Annotated in this window: 18 protein-coding genes; 11 read left to right on the top strand and 7 right to left on the bottom strand. The window is 48.8% G+C overall.

All coding sequences use genetic code 11. The features are described from left to right. Positions 1-9: 9 nt before the first annotated feature. The 11 genes from ACTHTK_RS04290 (at position 10) to ispH (ending at position 12,693) form a co-directional block, all read left to right on the top strand. Positions 10-3,108, top strand: coding sequence for a type I restriction endonuclease subunit R (locus ACTHTK_RS04290; protein WP_440378402.1), 3,099 nt, complete (start codon positions 10-12; stop codon positions 3,106-3,108). Between the two features lie 51 nt (positions 3,109-3,159). Beyond that, a complete protein-coding gene (locus ACTHTK_RS04295) occupies positions 3,160-3,918 on the top strand; it encodes a nucleotidyltransferase domain-containing protein (protein ID WP_107723734.1) in 759 nt (252 codons plus the stop codon). Positions 3,919-3,932: 14 nt separating this feature from the next. Next, entirely contained in the window at positions 3,933-4,994 is a 1,062-nt protein-coding gene (locus ACTHTK_RS04300) for a DNA polymerase beta superfamily protein (protein WP_107723735.1), read from the top strand. 392 nt (positions 4,995-5,386) lie between these two features. After that, positions 5,387-7,066 carry a type IV-A pilus assembly ATPase PilB gene (gene pilB / locus ACTHTK_RS04305; protein ID WP_440378403.1) on the top strand — a complete coding sequence of 560 codons (1,680 nt, stop codon included), beginning with the start codon at positions 5,387-5,389 and terminating at the stop codon, positions 7,064-7,066. A 79-nt stretch (positions 7,067-7,145) separates the two neighbouring features. Then, positions 7,146-8,387, top strand: a complete 1,242-nt coding sequence (locus ACTHTK_RS04310) for a type II secretion system F family protein (RefSeq protein WP_070843323.1) — start codon at positions 7,146-7,148, stop codon at positions 8,385-8,387. A 1-nt stretch (position 8,388) separates the two neighbouring features. Continuing rightward, a complete protein-coding gene (locus tag ACTHTK_RS04315; protein ID WP_440378404.1) occupies positions 8,389-9,276 on the top strand; it encodes a prepilin peptidase in 888 nt (295 codons plus the stop codon). Next, positions 9,276-9,896, top strand: a complete 621-nt coding sequence (gene coaE / locus ACTHTK_RS04320) for a dephospho-CoA kinase (protein WP_440378405.1) — start codon at positions 9,276-9,278, stop codon at positions 9,894-9,896. The genes ACTHTK_RS04315 and coaE overlap by 1 nt, the downstream gene beginning before the upstream one ends. Then, positions 9,893-10,075: a DNA gyrase inhibitor YacG gene (gene yacG / locus ACTHTK_RS04325; RefSeq protein ID WP_003682475.1), complete on the top strand. Its 183-nt coding sequence runs from the start codon at positions 9,893-9,895 to the stop codon at positions 10,073-10,075. Before coaE ends, yacG begins: the two co-directional genes overlap by 4 nt. A gap of 81 nt (positions 10,076-10,156) precedes the next feature. After that, on the top strand, positions 10,157-11,056 hold the full coding sequence (gene glyQ, locus ACTHTK_RS04330) for a glycine--tRNA ligase subunit alpha (RefSeq protein ID WP_003685919.1): 900 nt from the start codon (positions 10,157-10,159) through the stop codon (positions 11,054-11,056). A 148-nt stretch (positions 11,057-11,204) separates the two neighbouring features. Further along, positions 11,205-11,711, top strand: coding sequence for a signal peptidase II (lspA, locus tag ACTHTK_RS04335; RefSeq protein ID WP_308905100.1), 507 nt, complete (start codon positions 11,205-11,207; stop codon positions 11,709-11,711). Between the two features lie 13 nt (positions 11,712-11,724). Beyond that, positions 11,725-12,693, top strand: coding sequence for a 4-hydroxy-3-methylbut-2-enyl diphosphate reductase (gene ispH / locus ACTHTK_RS04340; protein WP_107723742.1), 969 nt, complete (start codon positions 11,725-11,727; stop codon positions 12,691-12,693). 121 nt (positions 12,694-12,814) lie between these two features. Here the strand turns inward: ispH and ftsZ are convergent, their stop codons facing one another. From ftsZ to ACTHTK_RS04375, 7 genes are all read right to left on the bottom strand, one after another. After that, positions 12,815-14,014, bottom strand: coding sequence for a cell division protein FtsZ (gene ftsZ / locus ACTHTK_RS04345; RefSeq protein WP_003682480.1), 1,200 nt, complete (start codon positions 14,012-14,014; stop codon positions 12,815-12,817). Positions 14,015-14,266: 252 nt separating this feature from the next. Next, positions 14,267-15,520: a cell division protein FtsA gene (ftsA, locus tag ACTHTK_RS04350; RefSeq protein WP_003682483.1), complete on the bottom strand. Its 1,254-nt coding sequence runs from the start codon at positions 15,518-15,520 to the stop codon at positions 14,267-14,269. Positions 15,521-15,594: 74 nt separating this feature from the next. Continuing rightward, the gene (locus tag ACTHTK_RS04355) at positions 15,595-16,314 is read right to left on the bottom strand and encodes a cell division protein FtsQ/DivIB (RefSeq protein ID WP_107723743.1); all 720 of its coding nucleotides are present in this window, start codon (positions 16,312-16,314) and stop codon (positions 15,595-15,597) included. Next, positions 16,304-17,218 (bottom strand): D-alanine--D-alanine ligase, encoded by a 915-nt coding sequence (locus ACTHTK_RS04360; protein ID WP_371459639.1) that lies wholly within the window; start codon positions 17,216-17,218, stop codon positions 16,304-16,306. The genes ACTHTK_RS04355 and ACTHTK_RS04360 overlap by 11 nt, the downstream gene beginning before the upstream one ends. 87 nt (positions 17,219-17,305) lie before the next feature. Further along, a complete protein-coding gene (murC, locus tag ACTHTK_RS04365; protein WP_070826291.1) occupies positions 17,306-18,715 on the bottom strand; it encodes a UDP-N-acetylmuramate--L-alanine ligase in 1,410 nt (469 codons plus the stop codon). Between the two features lie 165 nt (positions 18,716-18,880). Beyond that, on the bottom strand, positions 18,881-19,948 hold the full coding sequence (murG, locus tag ACTHTK_RS04370) for an undecaprenyldiphospho-muramoylpentapeptide beta-N-acetylglucosaminyltransferase (RefSeq protein ID WP_063069305.1): 1,068 nt from the start codon (positions 19,946-19,948) through the stop codon (positions 18,881-18,883). Between the two features lie 4 nt (positions 19,949-19,952). Beyond that, entirely contained in the window at positions 19,953-21,215 is a 1,263-nt protein-coding gene (locus tag ACTHTK_RS04375; RefSeq protein WP_107723745.1) for an FtsW/RodA/SpoVE family cell cycle protein, read from the bottom strand. Positions 21,216-21,344: the final 129 nt, after the last annotated feature.

Genomic DNA, 21,344 nt, shown 5'->3' on the forward strand with positions numbered 1-21,344 from the left:
GGACGACCCGTGAACCTCGAAACCAAACCCATCGCCGAAACGCCGAATTTCATCGTGCTTGACCAATATGAAAAAATCGAACAGTCGGGCAGCTACCAATCGGAAAACCAGTTGGAAGCGGAGTTAATCACCGATTTGCAGAATCAGGGGTACGAATACCGCAAAGACTTGAACAGCCAAAGCAGGCTGCTGGAAAACCTGCGCGCCCAGTTGCAGCGGCTGAACGATGTGGCGTTTTCAGACGGCGAATGGGCGAGGTTTTTAACGGAATATCTGGACAGGCCGTCTGAAAACATTACCGATAAAACCCGCAAAATCCACGACGACCATATCTATGATTTCGCTTTTGATGACGGCCGTCTGAAAAACATTTATCTGCTGGACAAGAAAAACCTTGCCCGCAACCATGTGCAGGTTATCAACCAGTTTGAGCAGACGGGCACGCATGCAAACCGCTATGACGTTACCGTGTTGGTAAACGGCTTGCCGCTGGTGCAGATTGAATTGAAAAAGCGCGGCGTGGCGGTGCGTGAAGCATTCAATCAGGTGCACCGTTACAGCAAAGAGAGCTTCAACAGCGAAAATTCGTTGTTCAAATTCCTGCAAATCTTCGTGATTTCCAACGGCACGGACACGCGCTATTTCGCCAACACCACCAAGCGCGACAAAAACAGCTTTGATTTCACGATGAATTGGGCGCGGTCGGACAATAATCCGATTAAGGATTTGAAAGACTTTACCGCCACGTTCCTGCAGAAAAGCGTATTGCTGAGCGTTTTGCTGCATTACAGCGTGTTCGATGCGAATGATACGCTGCTGATTATGCGGCCGTATCAGATTGCCGCTGCCGAACGCATTTTGTGGAAAATCAACAGTTCGGCACAGGCGAAGAATTGGAGCAAGCCGGAAAGCGGCGGCTATGTTTGGCATACCACGGGCAGCGGCAAAACGCTGACCAGCTTTAAGGCGGCGCGTCTGGCGACGGAATCGGCGTTTATCGACAAGGTTTTCTTCGTGGTGGACAGGAAGGATTTGGACTATCAGACGATGAAAGAATACCAACGTTTTTCGCCCGACAGCGTGAATGGTTCGGAAAGCACGGCGGGCTTGAAACGCAATTTGGAAAAAGACGACAACAAAATCATCGTTACCACCATTCAAAAGCTGAATAACCTGATGAAGGGTGAAGATAATCTGCCGGTTTATCACCAGCAGGTTGTCTTTATTTTCGACGAATGCCACCGTTCGCAATTTGGCGAAGCGCAAAAAAATCTGAAAAAGAAATTTAAAAAATTCTGCCAGTTCGGCTTTACCGGTACGCCGATTTTTCCCGAAAACGCTTTGGGCGCGGAAACCACGGCGGGCGTGTTCGGGCGGGAGCTGCATTCTTATGTGATTACCGATGCCATCCGCGATGAAAAAGTATTGAAATTCAAAGTGGATTACAACGATGTGCGCCCGCAGTTCAAAGCCGTGGAAGCGGAACAGGACGAGAAAAAACTAAGTGCCGCCGAAAACCGCCAAGCCCTGCTGCATCCCGAACGCATCCGCGAAATCACGCAATATATCCTGAACCAGTTCAGGCAGAAAACGCACCGCTTGAATGCGGGCGGCAAGGGCTTTAACGCCATGCTTGCCGTCAGCAGCGTGGATGCGGCGAAGTGCTATTACGAAGCGTTCAAAACACAACAGGCAGGCAGCCTGAACCCGCTGAAAGTGGCCACCATTTTTTCCTTTGCAGCCAACGAAGAGCAAAACGCCGTCGGTGAAATTGTTGACGAGACCTTCGAACCGGAAGCGATGGACAGCAGCGCGAAAGAATTTTTGCAGGCTGCCATCAACGATTACAACGCCTGTTTCAAAACCAATTTCGGCACGGACAGCAAAGCCTTTCAGAACTACTACCGCGATTTGGCAAAACGGGTGAAAAACCAGGAAGTGGATTTGCTGATTGTGGTCGGCATGTTTTTGACGGGTTTTGACGCGCCGACGCTGAATACGCTGTTTGTCGATAAAAATCTGCGCTATCACGGCCTGATGCAGGCGTTTTCTCGCACCAACCGCATTTACGATGCCACCAAAACCTTCGGCAATATTGTCTGCTTCCGCGATTTGGAGCAGGCAACCATTGATGCGATAACTCTATTCGGCGACAAAAACACCAAAAACGTCGTACTGGAAAAAAGCTACGAAGAATACATGAACGGCTATACCGATGATCAGACTGGCGAAGCACGGCGCGGTTATCTAGATATAGCAAAAGAATTACACGAGCGTTTCCCCGATCCCGACAAAATCGAAACGGAAAAAGACAAAAAAGATTTTGCCAAACTCTTCGGCGAATACCTGAGAGCGGAAAACGTATTGCAGAACTACGATGAATTTGCCGCGCTGTGTGAGTTGCAGAATGTGGATGCGGCGGACGAAGATGCTATGAAGGCGTTTCAGGAAAAATACTACTTGAGCGATGAAGACGTGCAGGAAATGCGGCAAGTGCCGATGCCGTCTGAAAGAGCCGTGCAGGATTACCGTTCCGCCTATAACGACATCCGAGACTGGCTGCGCCGCCAAAAAGCAGGCGAACAGAAAGAGCAATCAAAAATCGATTGGGACGATGTGGTTTTTGAGGTGGATTTGCTCAAATCGCAGGAAATCAATCTGGATTACATCCTGCAACTGGTTTTCGAGCACCACAAAAAAATCAAAGGCAAAGCGGAGCTGGTAGAAGAAATCCGCCGTATCATCCGCGCCAGCATCGGCCACCGCGCCAAAGAGAGCCTGATTGTGGATTTCATCAACGATACGGATTTGGATAAAGTCCCCGACGTTCCTACCATACTAGAAACCTTTTACGCATACGCGCAAGAAGTGATGAAGAGCGAAGCAGCAGAGCTGATTGCCGCCGAAGGCCTGAACGAAACCGCCGCCAAACGCTATTTAACCAGCTCACTCAAACGCGGCTATGCCAGTGAAAACGGAACGGAACTAACCGAAGCCCTGCCTAAAATGAGCCCGCTCAACCCACAGTATTTAACGAAAAAACAAAGTGTCTTCCAAAAAATTTCTGTGTTTGTAGAGAAATTTAAAGGCATAGGGAAAAATATTTAAAATGTCGTCTGGAAACTTTAGGTTTTCAGACGGCTTTTTTCTGGAAACATCATGAAACAAACTATTCAAGAAAAACTGACTCAAATTTCACTTGCCGAACCACTGCATTTTCTGCTGGCGGCGGAGAGCGGAAGCCGCGCATGGGGCTTTGCTTCGCCCGACAGCGATTATGACGTTCGCACCATTTATATCCGCCCGCAAGAATATTATCTGCAAATTGATGAAGCAAAAGATACTTTTGAATTTATTGAAAACCAATGGTTTGACGTAGGCGGTTGGGACATCCGCAAGGCTTTGCGCCTGTTGAGAAAAAGCAATGCCGTATTGCTGGAATGGCTGCGTTCTCCGATTGTTTATACACAAGATGAGGCATTCATAGGCCGTCTGAACGAACTTGCTCCCCAATACGTCCAAGCCGCCGCGTTGTTGCACCATTATCGCGGTATCGCTGGCAATGCTTTGAAAGCCATGGATTTGGCACAGCCGATTAAATTGAAAAAATGGTTTTACGTCTTGCGCCCTTTATTGGCGGCTCGCTGGGCAGTGAAACAAGGCGGTATTCCGCCAATGACTTTGGTTGAGTTGATGAATGAGTGGCAGACAGATTGTGCTACCCAAATTACTGATCTAGTCGCATTAAAAACAGGACAAGACGAAAGTTATCTGCACACATTATCGCCAGAGCTGCAAAAGCTGACTGTTGACCTATATAACGAAGTTTCTGCCTTGTCTGCCCCTGCTGCCGAACCTGCTGATAGCGGGCCTTTGAACGAATTGTTCCGCTCCACCTTGGCAAGCATTTATCCATAAAAGGCCGTCTGAATATGCTGACCCTCGAAGACTTGTACACGCAAAACCTGATTCTGCTTGAAGCCGTGTCCGGCAGCCGCGCCTACGGTTTGGCAACGCCCGAGTCCGATACCGACATCAAAGGCGTGTTTTATCTGCCCAAATTCATGTTTTACGGCATGGAATACATCCCACAAATCAGCAATGAAACCAACGACATTGTGTATTACGAACTGGGACGGTTTATCGAATTGCTGCTGCAAAGCAATCCGAACACGCTGGAGCTGCTGGCTTCCCCTTCCGACTGTGTGCGATACCGTTCGCCATTGATGGATGCGTTCAAAACCGAATGGTTTATCTCCAAAACCTGCCAGCAAAGTTTTGCAGGTTATGCTTACGGACAAATTAAAAAAGCACGGGGATTGAATAAAAAAATCAGCAATCCGATGCCGTCTGAAAAGAAAAGCATCCTTGATTTCTGCCACATCATAGAAGGCAGGCAAACCGTACCGTTACAGTACTGGCTTGCACAACGCGGAATGGAACAAAGGCGTGTAGGCTTAATCAAAATAGCCCACGCCCGAGAACTTTATGCCCTGTTTTACGATACCGACGGCACACTTGGCTACCACGGTATTGCACCCAAACCCGAAGCCACAACGCTTTCACTCAGCACCATTCCAGAAGGCGAAACACCGCTTGCCCATCTATCCTTCAACCAAGACGGATACAGCAGCTACTGCCGCGAATATGCCTCTTATCAACAATGGCTGACAGAACGCAACGAAACACGCTATCAAGGCACGCAGGCGCACGGCCAAGGTTACGATGCAAAAAATATGATGCACATCTTCCGCCTGCTTGAAACCGCGCGCGATATTGCCCTTTATGGCGAAATCCGGCCACGCCGTCCCAATCGTGACGAATTACTGGCCATCAAGCGCGGTTCTTTTCCTTACAATGAACTGTTGGCGCGTGCAGAAACATTGGTTAACGAAGTAGAAAATTTGTTCGCCCAGTCCGATCTACCGGAAGCTGTAAACAGCAGTTTGGCAATCAATTCCCTTGTTGGAATCCGAACCAAGATTTACGGATAAGAGAATCAAAAACAAAGGCCGTCTGAAATTATGTGTTTCCTCTTTTCAGACGGCCTTTTCATATTTCAAATTCCAACCGTCTGTCCATCAAAACAACCTTTTCTGCCATCTCCAAACAAGCAATAGCAACATGAAATATAATTTCGTTATTGATTGGATTCATACGACAAAATTGTTGTTTTTTCATCATAATCCCAAAATATCGAGTTTAACGCCTATTCCCCTTGCTTTATAATGGCCGTCTGAAATAAAAATACAATTAAAGCAGAAGCATGTCTTTGCAACTTAAGCAGATTTGCATAATTAAATATATGCTTTAATCATAATAATGATAAAATAATACGGCTTTCCTCTAAATTAAAGGGAAAACTGCACAAGAAACGGAAAATAAAATGAGTGTCGGATTATTGCGTGTTTTGGTTCAAAGCCAGACCATCTCAAATCAACAAGCGGAACATTACAACAGCCTTTTACAATCGGGCAAAGAAATCCTGCCCAACCTATTTTCAGACGGCATCATCTCCCCTAAAGCTTTGGGAGAGTTAGTCGCGCGCATATTCAGCTATCCTCTTTTGGATTTGCACTACTACCCGCGCAATAATGTAGTCAGCGACATTCTGACGGAAGAGCAAATGGTGCAAAATCGTTGCATTCCGATTTTCAAACGCGGACGCAAGGTTTATTTCGCCGTATCCGATCCGACCCAAATCCAAAACTTTCAAAAAATCGCTTTTGCTTCAGGTTTAAGTGTCGACTTGGTAGTGGTTCCAGACGACCAGCTCAGCTCATTGCTGGAATGGTTGGGCCAACGTTCGACCACCATTCTGAAAGAAATCAACGACGAACATGAAGCAACGCAGCAATCTCAATCGCTTTATATCGACAATGAAGAAGCTGAAGACGGTCCTATCCCCCGTTTCATCCACAAAACCTTATCCGATGCCCTGAACGCGGGCGCATCGGACATCCACTTTGAATTCTACGAGCAAATGGCACGCGTCCGTTTCCGCGTGGACGGACAATTACGCGAAGTCGTACAGCCGCCTGTCGCCGTGCGCGGCCAGTTGGCATCGCGCATCAAAGTGATGGCGCGTTTGGATATTTCTGAAAAACGTATTCCGCAAGACGGCAGAATTCAAATTGCCTTCCACAAACACGGCCGTCCGATTGACTTCCGTGTCAGCACTTTGCCGACATTATTCGGCGAAAAAGTGGTGATGCGTATCCTAAATTCCGATGGTACATCGCTCAATATCGACCAACTCGGCTTAGAGCCTTTCCAAAAAGAAATGCTGCTTGAGGCCATCAACCGCCCTTACGGCATGGTGTTGGTTACCGGTCCGACAGGTTCGGGTAAAACCGTTTCGCTCTATACCTGCCTGAGCATTTTGAACACGGAAGATGTCAACATTTCAACGGCAGAGGATCCGGCCGAGATTAACCTACCAGGCGTCAACCAAGTCAACGTCAATGAAAAACAAGGCCTGACGTTTGCCACCGCACTCCGATCCTTCTTGCGTCAAGATCCTGATATTATTATGGTCGGTGAGATTCGTGACTTGGAAACCGCCGACATTGCCATTAAAGCCGCACAAACCGGCCACATGGTTTTCTCGACCCTGCATACCAATAATGCACCGGCCACGCTGTCCCGCCTTTTGAACATGGGTGTTGCGCCTTTCAACATCGCCAGCTCGGTCAGCCTGATTATGGCGCAAAGGCTGTTGCGCAGACTGTGCCCGAACTGCAAACGCGAAGTTGAGCGCCCGCCGGTTCCGGCATTGAAAAAAGCCGGCTTTACCGATGCGGACTTGGCTCAAGATTGGAAACTCTACCGCCCGGTTGGTTGCGACAGCTGCCGTGGCAAAGGCTTTAAAGGCCGCGTCGGTATTTATGAAGTCATGCCGGTCAGCGATGAAATGCAAAAAGTCATTATGAACAACGGTACAGAAGTTGATATCATGAACATGGCCTATCAGGAAGGCATGGTAGACTTGCGTCGCGCCGGCCTCATGAAAGTCATGCAAGGCCTGACCTCGTTGGAAGAAGTGACTGCTCATACCAATGACTAAACTGCCATATTTTCGAAAATTAAAATAAAGCGGCACGGGGAAACAGTCCGCTTTATTTCTTACTAACAAGGGATAACTCATGGCTCAAGCAGAGCAAAAAAGAAGTCTGTTCGGCTCAAGAAGCAAAGGCAAGCGTTTTACATTTGAAGGAAAAAATACCGAGACCGAACGACTTGTCCGCGGCGAAGTAGTTGCCAAAGATGAAGAAGAGGCACGCAAAAAACTCCAGCGCAGAGGCATTCGTCCTTTGCGCATCAGCAAAGTCAAAACCGCACGCAAACGTCGCATTACCCAAGAAGACATCACGGTGTTTACGCGCCAACTGGCAACGATGATGAAGGCAGGCTTGCCGCTGATGCAGGCTTTTGAAATCGTTGCGCGCGGCCACTCCAATCCGAGCATGACCGAAATGCTGATGCAGGTTCGCTCCGATGTCGAACAAGGTAGCGCATTAGGCAAATCGTTCTCCAAATATCCAAAATATTTCGACCGTTTCTATTGCAACCTGGTCAGCGCAGGCGAATCCGGCGGCGTACTGGAAAGCTTATTGGACAAACTGGCTGTTTATAAAGAAAAAACCCAAGCCATTAAGAAAAAGGTTAAAACCGCGCTGACCTACCCGATTGCCATTATCGTGGTGGCCATCGCGCTTATCTTCATCATGATGATGTTTGTACTGCCAGCCTTTAAAGAAGTTTATGCCAATATGGGTGCAGAGCTGCCAGGCCTTACCCAACTCGTCATGAACTTGTCCGATTTATTTGTCGATTACGGCTGGATTATGATCATCCTTTTGATTGCTTCCGCCTTCGGCCTGTACAAACTCCATGAGAAATCGCCCACCTTCCAAAAGCGAATCGATGCTTTGATTTTGAGGCTGCCTATCTTCGGTACCATCGTCCGTAAAGCGACCATTGCTCGTTGGGCGCGTACGACTTCTACCCTCTTCGCAGCCGGCGTTCCTTTGGTGGAAGTATTAGATTCAGTTGCAGGCGCATCCGGCAATATTCTCTATGAAGAAGCCACTCAAGACATCCGTGCCAAGGTAACACAAGGTCTGTCGCTGACATCCAGCATGCAAAGTACTGATATGTTCCCCAACATGGTGATTCAAATGGCGGCCATCGGCGAAGAGTCAGGCTCTTTGGATGATATGCTGAACAAAGCGGCCGAATTCTACGAAGATGAAGTAGACAACTCCGTCTCCCGCTTATCTGCCTTGATGGAGCCTATCATCATGGTGGTATTGGGTTCGCTCATCGGTATCTTGCTGATTGCCATGTATCTGCCTCTGTTTAACTTGGGTAATGTCGTAGGTTGATATGCTTGATAGTATTTACTCTGCCATCGACGCCCTCTCCGTTCTTGCACCATTCGCCATTCCTTTAGCCGTTATTTTGGGATTACTGATTGGCAGCTTTCTGAACGTTGTCATTTATCGTACGCCGATAATGATGGAACGCGAATGGACACAATTTTCTAAAGAGCATTTGGGCATCGAGCTCACAGATGAAGAAAAACAGCCATTTAATCTGCGCAAACCGGATTCACGCTGCCCAAAATGCAAAAGCCCAGTCAAACTTTGGCACAACATCCCCATCCTCAGCTATGTTTTCCTGGGCGGAAAATGCCACTCCTGTAAAACCGCAATCGGCATACGCTATCCGCTGATTGAGCTGCTGACAGGTGTCTTATTCGGTATTGTCGCATGGCAATACGGCTGGTCATGGGCGACTATTGGCGGATTGATTCTGACTGCCATATTGATTGCGCTGACCTTTATCGATGCCGATACGCAATATTTGCCCGACAGCCTGACTCAGCCCCTAATTTGGATCGGTCTGTTGTTTAATCTGAACGATACATTCGTGCCCCTGCATTCAGCCGTTTGGGGTGCAATCGCAGGCTATATGAGCCTTTATACTTTATGCGCCGTCTATAAACTTCTGACCGGTAAAATCGGCATGGGCAATGGCGACTTCAAACTTTTGGCCGCACTTGGGGCATGGCTGGGCGTAGGAATTTTGCCTGTTCTGATCTTCATGGCTGCCTTGGTCGGACTGGTGGGCGCACTCATTGCCCGCGTCGGCAAAGGCCAATATTTTGCTTTTGGTCCCAGCCTTGCTGTGGCAGGATGGATTATTTTGGTTGCCAATGCACCTATTACCCAACTGGTACAATGGTGGCTCGTACAATCAGGATTCCGATAATGACATTATGGATAGGCTTGACCGGCGGTATCGGCAGCGGCAAATCATCTATCGCCCAAATGTTTGCCGAGCTTGGCATACCCATTATCGATGCCGATGCCATCAGCCGCTCACTGACCGCTGAAAACGGCGAAGCCCTTCCAGCCATCCGCCAACTTTTCGGTGATGAGGTTTTTGATCATGAAGGCCGTCTGAATCGTATGGCTTTACGGGAAGAAGTTTTCAGACGGCCTCAATCCAAAAAACAACTGGAAAACCTGCTTCTGCCATTAATCTTAAACAAAATCCAAAAGCAGAAACAACAACTTGCCTTCTCCACCTACGGCATTGTCGATGTACCGCTTTTAATTGAGAATCCAGCATTTAAAGCGGAGATTGACCGCATTTTGGTTGTAGATGTTCCAGAGTCCGTCCAAATCGAACGCGTACACCAACGCAATGGTTTTTCAGACGAACAAACGCGTCAAATCATGGCCACCCAAGCTTCTCGCTCTGACAGACTGCTTCATGCCGACGATGTGTTGGACAATACCCATAGCTTGGAAGAAGCAAAAATCAAGGTTGCCCGTTTGCATCAATACTATCAATCCATTGCACAATCACTGAAAGAAACTGCATGACCGCTCCTGTTGTAAAATGTCCAACCTGCCACAAAGAAGTCGTTTGGAACACCGACAGCCCCTACCGCCCTTTCTGCAGCAAACGGTGTAAACTCATTGATTTAGGCGAATGGGCGCAAGAAAAATACACCGTTTCTTCGGAAGACGACCCCTTTTCAGACCTATTGGACGGCAAATAAACTGCGCCGCTTCCTTCAGCCTATCCAAAACAGGCTCAAAACAGTAAAATACCCTCTTTATTCCAATCTATTCCATCCACCATGCTCACCTTCCAACAAATTATTTTCAAATTACAAAACTACTGGGCAGACAAAGGCTGCACCGTTATCCAACCTTTCGATATGGAAGTCGGTGCCGGTACTTCGCATCCAGCCACCTGCCTGCGCGCGTTAGGCCCGGAGCCTTGGTTTGCCGCTTACGTTCAACCCAGCCGCCGCCCCAAAGACGGCCGCTATGGCGACAACCCCAATCGCTTGCAACACTACTATCAATTCCAAGTTGCGCTCAAACCAGCTCCCGCCAATATTCAAGACCTATACCTCGACTCACTGCGCGAATTGGGTATCGACCCTAAAGTACACGACATCCGTTTTGTCGAAGATGACTGGGAAAACCCTACTCTCGGCGCTTGGGGTTTGGGTTGGGAAGTTTGGCTCAACGGCATGGAAGTAACCCAATTCACCTACTTCCAACAAGTCGGCGGTATCGACTGCTCCCCTGTACTTGGTGAAATCACCTACGGTATCGAGCGTCTCGCCATGTATTTGCAAGGCGTGGAAAATGTGTACGACCTCGTTTGGGCAAAAACCCTTGATGGCAACATCGTCACTTACGGTGATGTTTATCATCAAAACGAAGTCGAACAATCCACCTACAACTTCGAATACAGCGATGCCGATTGGCTCTTGCGCCAATTCAACGACTACGAAGAACAAGCCAAACGCCTGCTTGCAGTTGAAGACACCAGTCTTGCCCTGCCTGCTTACGAGCTTGTACTCAAAGCCGGTCACACGTTCAATCTCTTGGATGCACGCGGCGCCATTTCCGTTACCGAACGCGCAACCTACATTGGCCGCATTCGTGCACTGAGCCGTATCGTTGCTCAAAAATTCGTTGAAAGCCGCGAGAAACTGGGCTTCCCATTGCTTAAAAACCAATAAGCCCGCACATGCTTACCACGCCGCCCTTTGATACATTCAAGTGGTGGCGTTTGTATTTTCAGACGGCCTTCCCGTCATTGCCATCGCAAACACTTCCAGCCTGCTTTCAGGTAAAATAAGCCCTTTATTACATAAACCGTCTGAAAACATGAGTTCATCCTCTACTGCAAAAACGCCCTTTTTCTTACTTTCCCTCGTTGCCATCATTCTTGACCAACTGAGCAAATGGGAAATCTTGAAACACTTTACCGAAGGCGAACGCCTCAATATCATTCCAGACTTTTTTGACCTGACGCTTGCCTATAATCCAGGCGCGGCATTCAGCTTTTTGGCCGACCAAGGCGGCTGGCAAAAATTCTTCTTTTTAGGTCTGGCCGTCGTCATCAGCCTGTATTTGGCCCGTGCCATCTGGCGCGATGAGTTTGGACGCTGGGGCAAACTGGGTGCAGCCATGATTATCGGCGGCGCAATTGGCAATGTGGTTGACCGTCTGATTCACGGCCACGTTGTCGATTTTCTGCTTTTCTATTGGCAAAACTGGTTTTACCCAGCATTTAACATTGCCGACAGCTTTATCTGCGTTGGCGCAGTTTGCTTGGTATTAGATGGTTTGCTGCACAAAAAAACACCTTCAAACGACACAAAGGCCGTCTGAAAACGGAACACACATGACTCAAAAAACCATTATCCTTGCCAATCCCCGCGGCTTCTGTGCCGGCGTTGACCGCGCCATCAGCATTGTTGAACGTGCACTCGAAGAGTTCGGCGCGCCCATTTACGTCCGCCATGAGGTCGTTCACAACAAATTCGTCGTGGACAATCTGCGGGCAAAAGGTGCCGTCTTTGTCGATGACTTGGCGGATGTCCCAAAGGGCGCAACGCTGATTTACTCTGCTCACGGCGTATCCAAAGCTGTACAGGAAGAAGCGGCACAACGTGGTTTCCGCGTTTTTGATGCCACCTGCCCTCTGGTAACCAAAGTCCATAAAGAAGTAGCCCGCCTCGATGAGCAAGATTACGAAATCATTATGATCGGCCACAAAGGCCACGTCGAAGTAGAAGGCACGATGGGACAATTGCCTCCGGGTAAAATGTTTCTGGTTGAGACAGTGGAAGATGTAGCCGGACTGAACGTCAAAAATCCTGACAAACTTGCCTACGTCAGCCAAACCACTTTATCGGTAGATGAAACCAAAGACATTATTGCGGCCTTAAACCAACGCTTCCCCAATATCCGTAATCCGCATAAAGAAGACATCTGCTACGCCACAACCAACCGCCAAACTGCTGTTAAAGAATTGGCCGAAGAATGCGATATCGTAATTGTTGTCGGTTCGCCCAATTCTTCCAACAGCAACCGCTTGCGTGAAGTAGCCGCATTACGCGGAGTTGATGCCTATATGGTCGATAATGCTTCCTATCTGAAAAAAGAATGGTTTGCAAACAAAACCAAGGTTGGTGTCACTGCCGGTGCATCTGCGCCCGAAGTCTTAGTTCGAGAAGTCTTACAAACCATTCAAGATTGGGGGCACGAGACCATACGCGAAGGAGAAGGTGCAGAAGAAAGCATTGTATTTGTCTTGCCTAAAGAATTGCGCCGCGAGGGCGAAAACAAACAAATTCTCAATAAAGGGTAGGCTTGTTATTTGCTTTATTTGAAAACTTAAGGCCGTCTGAAAATTTTCAGACGGCCTTAAGTTTATTTTGCTAATAAAAAAGACCTGCCTTAAAGGCAGGTCTTTTCATACATTATCCTGATTATTTCTCAGAAGTATGTTGCTGACGACGCAAGATAGCCGGAATTTCAAAGTCATCCAGTACAGACTGGTTGCTGAAATCAGCCGCAGTCAAATTCATAGAACGGATATTGCGGTTGGTACGAACCAGGCTTTCAGCACTACTTTGGCTTTGAGCTTGAGGCGCTTCTTCCGCACCACGTACCAATTGTTGGGTACGGGCAGCAGCGCGCAGTTGGTTGTCAGTACCGTTTTCTTTCAAGCCGGTAGCAATGATGGTAATACGGATAGCGTCTTCGCTCATGCTCTCGTCTTCGGCAGCACCAAATTTACATTCCACTTCAGGGTGTGCATTTTGGTTGACAATACGCATAATCTCATTGAACTCAGACATTTTCAGGCAGCCAGGAGCAGTGGTAATGTTTACCAATACGCCGCGTGCACCATCCAAAGTAACGTTATCCAAGAGCGGACTGGAGATAGCTTGATCGGTAGCCAAACGGGCACGGTCGATACCTTGTGCGAAACCTGAACCCATCATGGCGATACCGCGATTGCTCATCACGGTTTTCACGTCGGCGAAGTCCAAGTTGATCATGTCGCTCGGGCAAGTCACTACTTCGGAAATACCGGCAACCGCATCACGCAATACATTGTCGGCCGCACGGAAAGCTTCACGCATGGTCACGTCTTCGCCCAAGGCAGTCATCAATTTGTCATTCGGGATAATAATTAGGGAATCAACGCGCTCTTTGAGCTGATCCAAACCTGCTTGAGCGATGTGTACGCGTTTGCCTTCGTAAGCAAACGGACGGGTCACAACCGCAACGGTTAGGATACCCATTTCTTTAGCGATTTCAGCCACAACAGGAGCAGAGCCGGTACCTGTACCGCCACCCATACCGGTAGTGATGAACAGCATGTTTGCACCGCGGATGGCATCTTCGATGGCTTCGCGATCTTCTTGGGCAGCAGCGCGGCCGATTTCAGGATTTGCACCGGCACCTAAACCGCGAGTCAGGTTTGTACCCAATTGAATGCGTTTAGCCGCATTGTTTTTAGCCAATGATTGCGCATCGGTATTGGCACTGATGAACTCAACACCATGAATAGTGTTGGCAACCATGTTGTTGATGGCATTACAACCGCCGCCACCCAAACCGATAACTTTAATAACAGCAGGGCTCGTTGCTGATTCTGCTACGTCGTAAACAAATTCCATTCAATAATCCTCCGCGCCCCGCTTTATAAGGACGGTTCAAAAATAACTCATTATCCGTATTATATAAGAAGTATTCAGATACTGGCAAAAATCTTCTTACCATTCGGCTGTCGGCGTTATATTTTTACTACATTTTTTAACAGAAAATATACAAGTTTTAAATTATTCACTTGGCAATTATTTAAAACTGTTTAATTTCACTTAAATATTCAGGACAAACGGTTGCTGCACCGCCTGCCCTGAAAACTTTTATCAGAAATTATCTCTGAAGAATCTTTGGATTTTTTCCCACAGACCCATTTTTTTGCCTGAATCATTCAGTGCAATCGCACCGGTTCGGCTGGTTTGCTCACCCTCTTCGGCAGCATAGGCCGTCTGAAGCAGGCCGATCGCTGTTGAATAGCGTGGATTACGAATACGCTCGGATACGCCGCCCATTTCTTGTGGAACACCGATACGCGCCGGCAGGTTGAAGACTTCTTCCGCCAACTCAACAATACCGGTCAACATAGAAGCACCGCCGGTCAAAACGATACCGGAAGTCAGCACTTCTTCTGGGAAACCGGAGCGGCGCAATTCGTTCAGCGTCAACTCCAAAATTTCTTCTACACGCGGGCCGATGATTTCAGCCAATACACGGCGTGAAATTTGACGTGATTGACGGTCGCCAACGCTAGGAACTTCAATCATTTCGTCCAAGCCGTCCATAGTCGGAATCGCGGCACCGTAATGGATTTTGATGTACTCGGCTGCACTGTGCGGCGTACGCAAGGCTTGTGCCAAGTCTTTGGTAATCAAATCGCCGGCAACGGGAATAACCGCAGTATGGCGGATTGCACCATTGGTATAAACCGCAATGTCGGTTGTACCGCCACCGATATCGATGACGCACACACCCAAATCTTTTTCGTCTTCAGTCAAAACAGCATGACCGCTTGCCAAAGGCTGAAGCATGATTTGATCCATTTGCAGGCCGCAACGTTGGATACATTTTTGGATATTTTGCAAAGCAGTGTTCGCACCGGTAATGATGTGAACACGGGTATCCAAACGCACGCCGCTCATGCCGATAGGCTCTTTCACACCTGGCTGGTTGTCGATGATGTACTCTTGAACCACAGTATGCAAGATATTGTGATCAGGCGGAATATTGATAGCTTTGGCCGTTTCGATGGCACGATCGATGTCGGCTTGTGATACTTCGCCATCTTTAATTTTTACCACGCCTTGTGAATTCAGGCTGCGGATATGGTTACCGGCAATACCGGTGACGACGTGGGAAATTTTGGTATCTGCCATCAGCTCGGCATCTTCTACCGCCTGACGAATGGCTTGCGCGGTAGCGTCAATGTTGGTCACCATACCTGCACGCAGACCGCGTGAAGGGCTTTGACCCAAGCCAACAATGTGGATTTCGTTATCTTCCCGAATCTCACCGATTAAGGCGATGACCTTGGACGTACCAATGTCTAAGGCACTGATATATTTATTTTGTTGTTGTTCCATAATTGCTCGTTCGCTATGTTGTCTGACTGACGGTTTGATTATTTTTGAAACAAGATTGCTTCACGTCTAATCGGCTATTCACTGTCGGAAGGGTTTTCAGACGGCCTGTAACGGACTGAAAAACCATCCTTATAACGCATATCGACATACTCGATACGACTTTGTTTTTTACGCAGCAGCGACGGCCAAATCTGGGCAAACTGCTGCAAACGTTTAATTTCGTTTTCACGCCCCAAGCGCACGGTAATGCCGTTGTCCAATACAAGCAGCCATGCCGAACGCGGCGTGTAGATCAATTCTTTGATGGTCAGCTTCAACGGACTCAAAATACCGGAAAAGTCCGCATAATGTTTGACCATGTCTTTGCCTGTCCCCTGCTGCCCTTCAAATATAGGCAGGTCCTGTTTCAGGCTTGCGGCAAACACATTGCCCTTACTGTCGACCAAGCCGCCAGCACGCCAGTGTGCAACCGGCACGCGCTCGGTCAGGATAATTTCCACGGTTTCCGGAAAACGGCGGCGTACCATTGCCGAGTCAATCCAAGGCAATTCCTGAAAAGCGGCCTGCGCCGAATCAATATCGGCGCGGAACATATTACCCCTGATATGCTCTCGTGCAACAGTTTGCAATTCTTTGCTGGAGGCATATTTCAGCTTACCCTGAATGGCAATCTGTTTCACAGGGAAATATTTGGAATTGTAAAGCCAAGCTATGCCCGAACCTATCAGCAGAAAGGTCATCAGCAACAATAGCCGGCGGGTCAGCCGACCCAGTGCGCCTGCATCATCCCACATGAGCGGTCTTCAAAATCTCAATACACAAATCAGCAAAATCTACGCCGGTATGGCTTGCAGATTTTGGCACCAAACTATGGCTGGTCATACCAGGCAAGGTATTGATTTCCAACAGATACAGTTTACCGTCTGTATCTTTCAGAAAGTCCACGCGCGAACAGCCGTCCGCACCAATCGCCTGCGCGCCACGCACAGCCAGTTCGCGCATCAGGTTTTCCTCCGCCTCGCTCAAATCTTCCGACGGGCATTGATAAATCGTATCGTCACGGTTGTATTTGGCTTCGTAGTCGTAAAACTCGGTAGCCGGAATAATATGAATGCTCGGCAGGCCTTTGCCGTTCAATACCGGGCAAGAATATTCGCCGCCGCCGATAAAGCGTTCGGCAATGATTTCGCCCTGCAAGTGTTTCAATTCTTCGTAAACGCTTTTCAGACGGCCTTTTTCTTTTACTTTTACTACGCCGACGCTACTGCCTTCTGAGGCAGGTTTCACAAACATCGGCAGGCCCAATTTTTCTTCAACGGCATCAAAGTCGCTGTGGTCATGCAATACGGCAAACTCAGGAACAGGCAAGCCCACAGCCTGCCAAATCAGTTTGCAGCGGTATTTGTCCATACCCAACGCAGAAGCGGCCACACCGCTGCCGGTGTAAGGAATACCCATCAATTCCAACGCGCCTTGAATCGCGCCATCTTCGCCGAAAGTGCCGTGCAGAATATTGAAGGCCGTCTGAAAACCTTGTGTTTTCAATTCAGACAACGGGGTTTCTTTGGGGTCGAACGCATGGGCATCGACACCTTTGCTTTTCAAGGCAGCCAAAATAGCGGCGCCGCTATCCAGCGAAACTTCGCGCTCGCTGGAGAAGCCACCCATCAACACGGCCACTTTGCCAAAATTCTGCATAATTTCCACTTTCTTAAATACTGATACAGGCCGTCTGAATATTGTTCAGACGACCTATCTGTCCTCAAAGGCCAATATGCCTGTTTATTATGATTGTTTCGACAATTCCACCAATGCAGACGGAACGCGGTTGATGCTGCCGGCACCCATATTCAACACAACATCGCCGTCCTGCAAAACATTCAGCAGCATTTGCGGCAGATCGGCAACGTTTTCGCAGTAAATCGGCTCAAGTTTGCCCAATACGCGGATGGCGCGCGCCAAAGCGCGGGAGTCGGCCGCGGCAATCGGCTCTTCGCCTGCGGCATAAACTTCGGTCAACACCAGCGCATCAACGGTATTGAGGACTTTGGTGAAGTCTTCAAACAAATCGCGTGTACGGGTATAGCGGTGTGGTTGGAAAGCCAAGACCAAGCGTTTTTCAGGGTATGCACCGCGTGCGGCGGCCAGAGTTGCCGCCATTTCGACAGGATGATGGCCATAATCGTCCACCAGCAGCGCGGTTCCGCCGTTTGGCAATTTGATGTCGCCATATTTTTGGAAGCGGCGGCCGACACCTTCAAAGCCGAGCAAGCCTTTTTGAATGGCCTCAACCGATGCACCAACTTCCAGCGCAACGCCGATAGCCGCCAACGCATTGAGGACGTTGTGGCGGCCGGGCATATTCAAAACAACTTCAAACGGCTCTTGCTCATGCCCTTTCATTTGAACATGAACGGTAAATTTCATTTGCGCGCCAACGTTTTCAATATCGGTCGCGTAGATATCGGCAGTATCGTCCAAGCCGTAAGTGGCGTAAGGCTTGCTCACTTTGGGCAAAATCGCGCGGACGTGTTCGCTGTCGATACACAAGAATGCCTTACCGTAAAACGGCATACGGTGGATGAAATCCACAAACGCCTGATGCAACTTCTCAACGCTGTGGCCGTAAGTGTCCATATGGTCTTCATCGATATTGGTCACGACGGACATAATCGGCGTCAGATACAGAAAAGAAGCATCGGATTCGTCGGCTTCTGCGACGATGTATTCGCCTTTACCCAAACGGGCGTTGGTACCAGCGGCATTGAGCTTGCCGCCGATAACGAAAGTCGGGTCGAGTCCTGCCGCGCCGAGGATGGAAGCGGTCAGGCTGGTGGTTGTGGTTTTGCCGTGCGTACCGGCAATAGCGATACCATCGCGGAAGCGCATTAATTCTGCCAACATCAACGCGCGCGGAATGACGGGGATTTGCTGTTCCAACGCGGCAACAACCTCAGGATTGTCTTTTTTAACCGCAGTAGAGGTAACAACCACGTCGGCGCCATTGACGTGTTCGGCAGTATGACCTGGGTAAACTTGGATGCCGAGAGCGCTCAAATGCTCAGTAACGGCATTACGCGCCTGATCCGAACCGGAAACTTTAAAGCCCAAATTGTGTAAAACTTCGGCAATACCGCTCATGCCGACGCCGCCGATTCCGACAAAATGGATGTTGGTCACTCGATTTTTCATCATAACGTTGCGTTCCGGTTGGTTTTTAGTGCGTAAAAGCGTTATTTTAAAGGGCTATCCGCTTCTGCGCTATGCTTTTATTGTAAAGGAATTTTAACAAAAGCAATAAAGGCCGTCTGAAACGCCGTTAATCAACTTTTCAGACGGCCTTGAACAAAGTCTGCCTGCTTATTCGGTACAGGATATGGCGACCTCCGCCACATCGTCCGCACTGTGCGGCAGTGCCAAGGTACGGGCATTTTTCGCCCATTTCAGGCATTTTTCACGGTTTAATCCGCCGAGGATTTCGGCCAGTTTTTCTGCCGTCAGTTGAGTTTGCGGCAGCAGTAAACCAGCTTCAGCCTGCACCATAAAGCGCGCATTGGCTGTTTGATGGTCGTCCACTGCGTGAGGATACGGCACCAGCAATGCGCCCAAACCGGCAGCCGTCAACTCGGCAATCGTCAGCGCACCGGCACGGCAAATTACCAAATCGGCATCGCGGTAGGCGGATACCATATCGGTAATAAATTCGACGCACTCGGCTTGCACACCCAATGCATCATAATCCGCCTGCAGGTTACCCAATTTATTGCGGCCGGACTGATGATACATTTGCGGACGGGCCGCCTCAGGCAATAATGCCAAAGCTTGCGGAACGGTTTTGTTCAACACATCCGCACCCAAACTGCCGCCCACCACCAAAACTTTCAGACGGCCTTGACGGTTTTCAAAGCGTTCTTCAGGTACAGGCAATGCCGCAATATCGGCACGGACAGGGTTACCCACCAATCCGCCTTCATGTTGAAAGGCTTTGGGGAAAGCATACAGAACACGTTTTGCCCAACGCGACAGTTGGCGGTTGGACAAACCGGCTACGGCGTTTTGCTCGTGAATCACAATCGGCACACCGGAAATTTTTGCCGCCAAGCCGCCGGGGAAAGTAACGAAACCGCCAAAACCGATAACGCACTCGACACGGTGTTTCTTAATAATCTGCTGCGCCGCGCGGACGGTTTTATACAACGTAAACGGCAACATCAGCTTACGCTTGATACCATTGCCGCGGATACCTTTAATAGCCAGCGTTTCCAAGCGTATGCCGTATTGCGGCACGATACGCTCTTCCATCGAATCCTGACTGCCCAGCCAAATCACATGATGGCCGCGCTTTTGCAGCGACTCGGCAACCGCCAATGCAGGGAAAATATGACCGCCCGTACCGCCGGCCATCAGCATAAAAGTTTTACCGCTCATGGTTTTACTCCACCGAATAACCGCGCATTTTTTGGCGGTTTTCATAATCAATGCGCAATAACAAAGTAATGCACACCAGCATGATAAAGACAGCCGAACCACCGTAAGACATAAACGGCAAAGTCAGGCCTTTAGTAGGCAGGATACCGATGTTTACACCGATATTGAAGAAACTTTGAATACCAATCCAAATACCGATACCGTTGGCAATGTACGCGCTGAACATCAAGCCCGAATCACGCGCCTGCTTGCCGATGGAAAACGCGCGCCACACCAGCCAGCCGTAGCAGAACACCAAAACTAGCATCCCGACAAAGCCAAATTCTTCACCGATAACGGCAAAAATAAAGTCCGTATGCGCTTCAGGCAGATAGAAACGTTTTTCCAAACTCGCACCCAAGCCCTCGCCAAACCAGCCGCCGCGCGCAATCGCCATCAAGGAATGTGTCAGCTGATAGCCTTTACCCAGAGGATCGCTCCAAGGGTCCAAAAACGCCGCCACACGCGCCATACGGTAAGGCGCAGCCAAAATCAGCAAGCCCATACCGCTCACAACGGTCGCCACCAATACGGCAAAATACTTCCACGGAAAACCTGCCAAAAACAGCATACCCATGGTAATTACGACAATCACGACAAACGAGCCAAAGTCCGGCTGACCCATAATCAAAACCAAACCGACCGCCACCAACATAATCGGCAGAATCAAGGTCTTAAACTTGCGGAAGCGTTCCTTTACCCTTACCCAAGCTTCACTTTTAAAAGGGCTGCACACCAAATCGCCAATACCGGTAAACAAAGACGACCAACCCAAAGAATCCAAATCGCGCAACATTTCCTCACGGCGCGTAAACAGGCTGGACAAGTACAAGACTGTCGCCAATTTGAAAAATTCAGTCGGTTGCAAGTTGAGCGGTCCGATATGAATCCAGCGCGTCGCGCCGTTAATCTCGCGGCCGACAAACAAAACCAGCAGCAACAGCAAACCCGAAACAGCAAAATAAAACGGAATAATCCGCCGCCAGAAGCTCATCTTCAGCAGGAAAAGCGGCAAGCATATAGCCACCGTAAACAGGATAAACATTGCCTGCTTAGACACAAAAGAAAACTGACTGCCCCCTTCCGATGCCGCATACGCAATAGAAGCCGAATAAATCATAATCAGGCTGAAGACCGTCATTAAGACGACCATCCACAAGAGAGAAACATCAAACTTCCGACCATCGCGCGCAATCGGCCGGTCAAGCATTTTGGAAAGACTAATCATGAAAACATCCGTAACGGCTTGAATAAAATATTCAGACGGCCTGCTAATGGGCAAGAGGCCGTCTGAAAAAATGAATTAACGTTATTTTAAAGGTTTATTTCCAAACCAACAATTCAGAATCTTTAAAGA

The sequence above is a fragment of the Neisseria sp. P0006.S009 genome (genome assembly GCF_051962915.1).
Taxonomy (GTDB): domain Bacteria; phylum Pseudomonadota; class Gammaproteobacteria; order Burkholderiales; family Neisseriaceae; genus Neisseria; species Neisseria subflava_E.

Excerpts from the sequence above, each read along its gene's own strand:
- ACTHTK_RS04295 (WP_107723734.1), top strand. The coding sequence starts at position 3,160 with ATGAAACAAACTATTCAAGAAAAACTGACTCAAATTTCACTTGCCGAA.
- ACTHTK_RS04300 (WP_107723735.1), top strand. The coding sequence starts at position 3,933 with ATGCTGACCCTCGAAGACTTGTACACGCAAAACCTGATTCTGCTTGAA.
- pilB (WP_440378403.1), top strand. The coding sequence starts at position 5,387 with ATGAGTGTCGGATTATTGCGTGTTTTGGTTCAAAGCCAGACCATCTCA.
- ACTHTK_RS04310 (WP_070843323.1), top strand. The coding sequence starts at position 7,146 with ATGGCTCAAGCAGAGCAAAAAAGAAGTCTGTTCGGCTCAAGAAGCAAA.
- ACTHTK_RS04315 (WP_440378404.1), top strand. The coding sequence starts at position 8,389 with ATGCTTGATAGTATTTACTCTGCCATCGACGCCCTCTCCGTTCTTGCA.
- coaE (WP_440378405.1), top strand. The coding sequence starts at position 9,276 with ATGACATTATGGATAGGCTTGACCGGCGGTATCGGCAGCGGCAAATCA.
- yacG (WP_003682475.1), top strand. The coding sequence starts at position 9,893 with ATGACCGCTCCTGTTGTAAAATGTCCAACCTGCCACAAAGAAGTCGTT.
- glyQ (WP_003685919.1), top strand. The coding sequence starts at position 10,157 with ATGCTCACCTTCCAACAAATTATTTTCAAATTACAAAACTACTGGGCA.
- lspA (WP_308905100.1), top strand. The coding sequence starts at position 11,205 with ATGAGTTCATCCTCTACTGCAAAAACGCCCTTTTTCTTACTTTCCCTC.
- ispH (WP_107723742.1), top strand. The coding sequence starts at position 11,725 with ATGACTCAAAAAACCATTATCCTTGCCAATCCCCGCGGCTTCTGTGCC.
- ftsZ (WP_003682480.1), bottom strand. The coding sequence starts at position 14,014 with ATGGAATTTGTTTACGACGTAGCAGAATCAGCAACGAGCCCTGCTGTT.
- ftsA (WP_003682483.1), bottom strand. The coding sequence starts at position 15,520 with ATGGAACAACAACAAAATAAATATATCAGTGCCTTAGACATTGGTACG.
- ACTHTK_RS04355 (WP_107723743.1), bottom strand. The coding sequence starts at position 16,314 with ATGTGGGATGATGCAGGCGCACTGGGTCGGCTGACCCGCCGGCTATTG.
- ACTHTK_RS04360 (WP_371459639.1), bottom strand. The coding sequence starts at position 17,218 with ATGCAGAATTTTGGCAAAGTGGCCGTGTTGATGGGTGGCTTCTCCAGC.
- murC (WP_070826291.1), bottom strand. The coding sequence starts at position 18,715 with ATGATGAAAAATCGAGTGACCAACATCCATTTTGTCGGAATCGGCGGC.
- murG (WP_063069305.1), bottom strand. The coding sequence starts at position 19,948 with ATGAGCGGTAAAACTTTTATGCTGATGGCCGGCGGTACGGGCGGTCAT.
- ACTHTK_RS04375 (WP_107723745.1), bottom strand. The coding sequence starts at position 21,215 with ATGATTAGTCTTTCCAAAATGCTTGACCGGCCGATTGCGCGCGATGGT.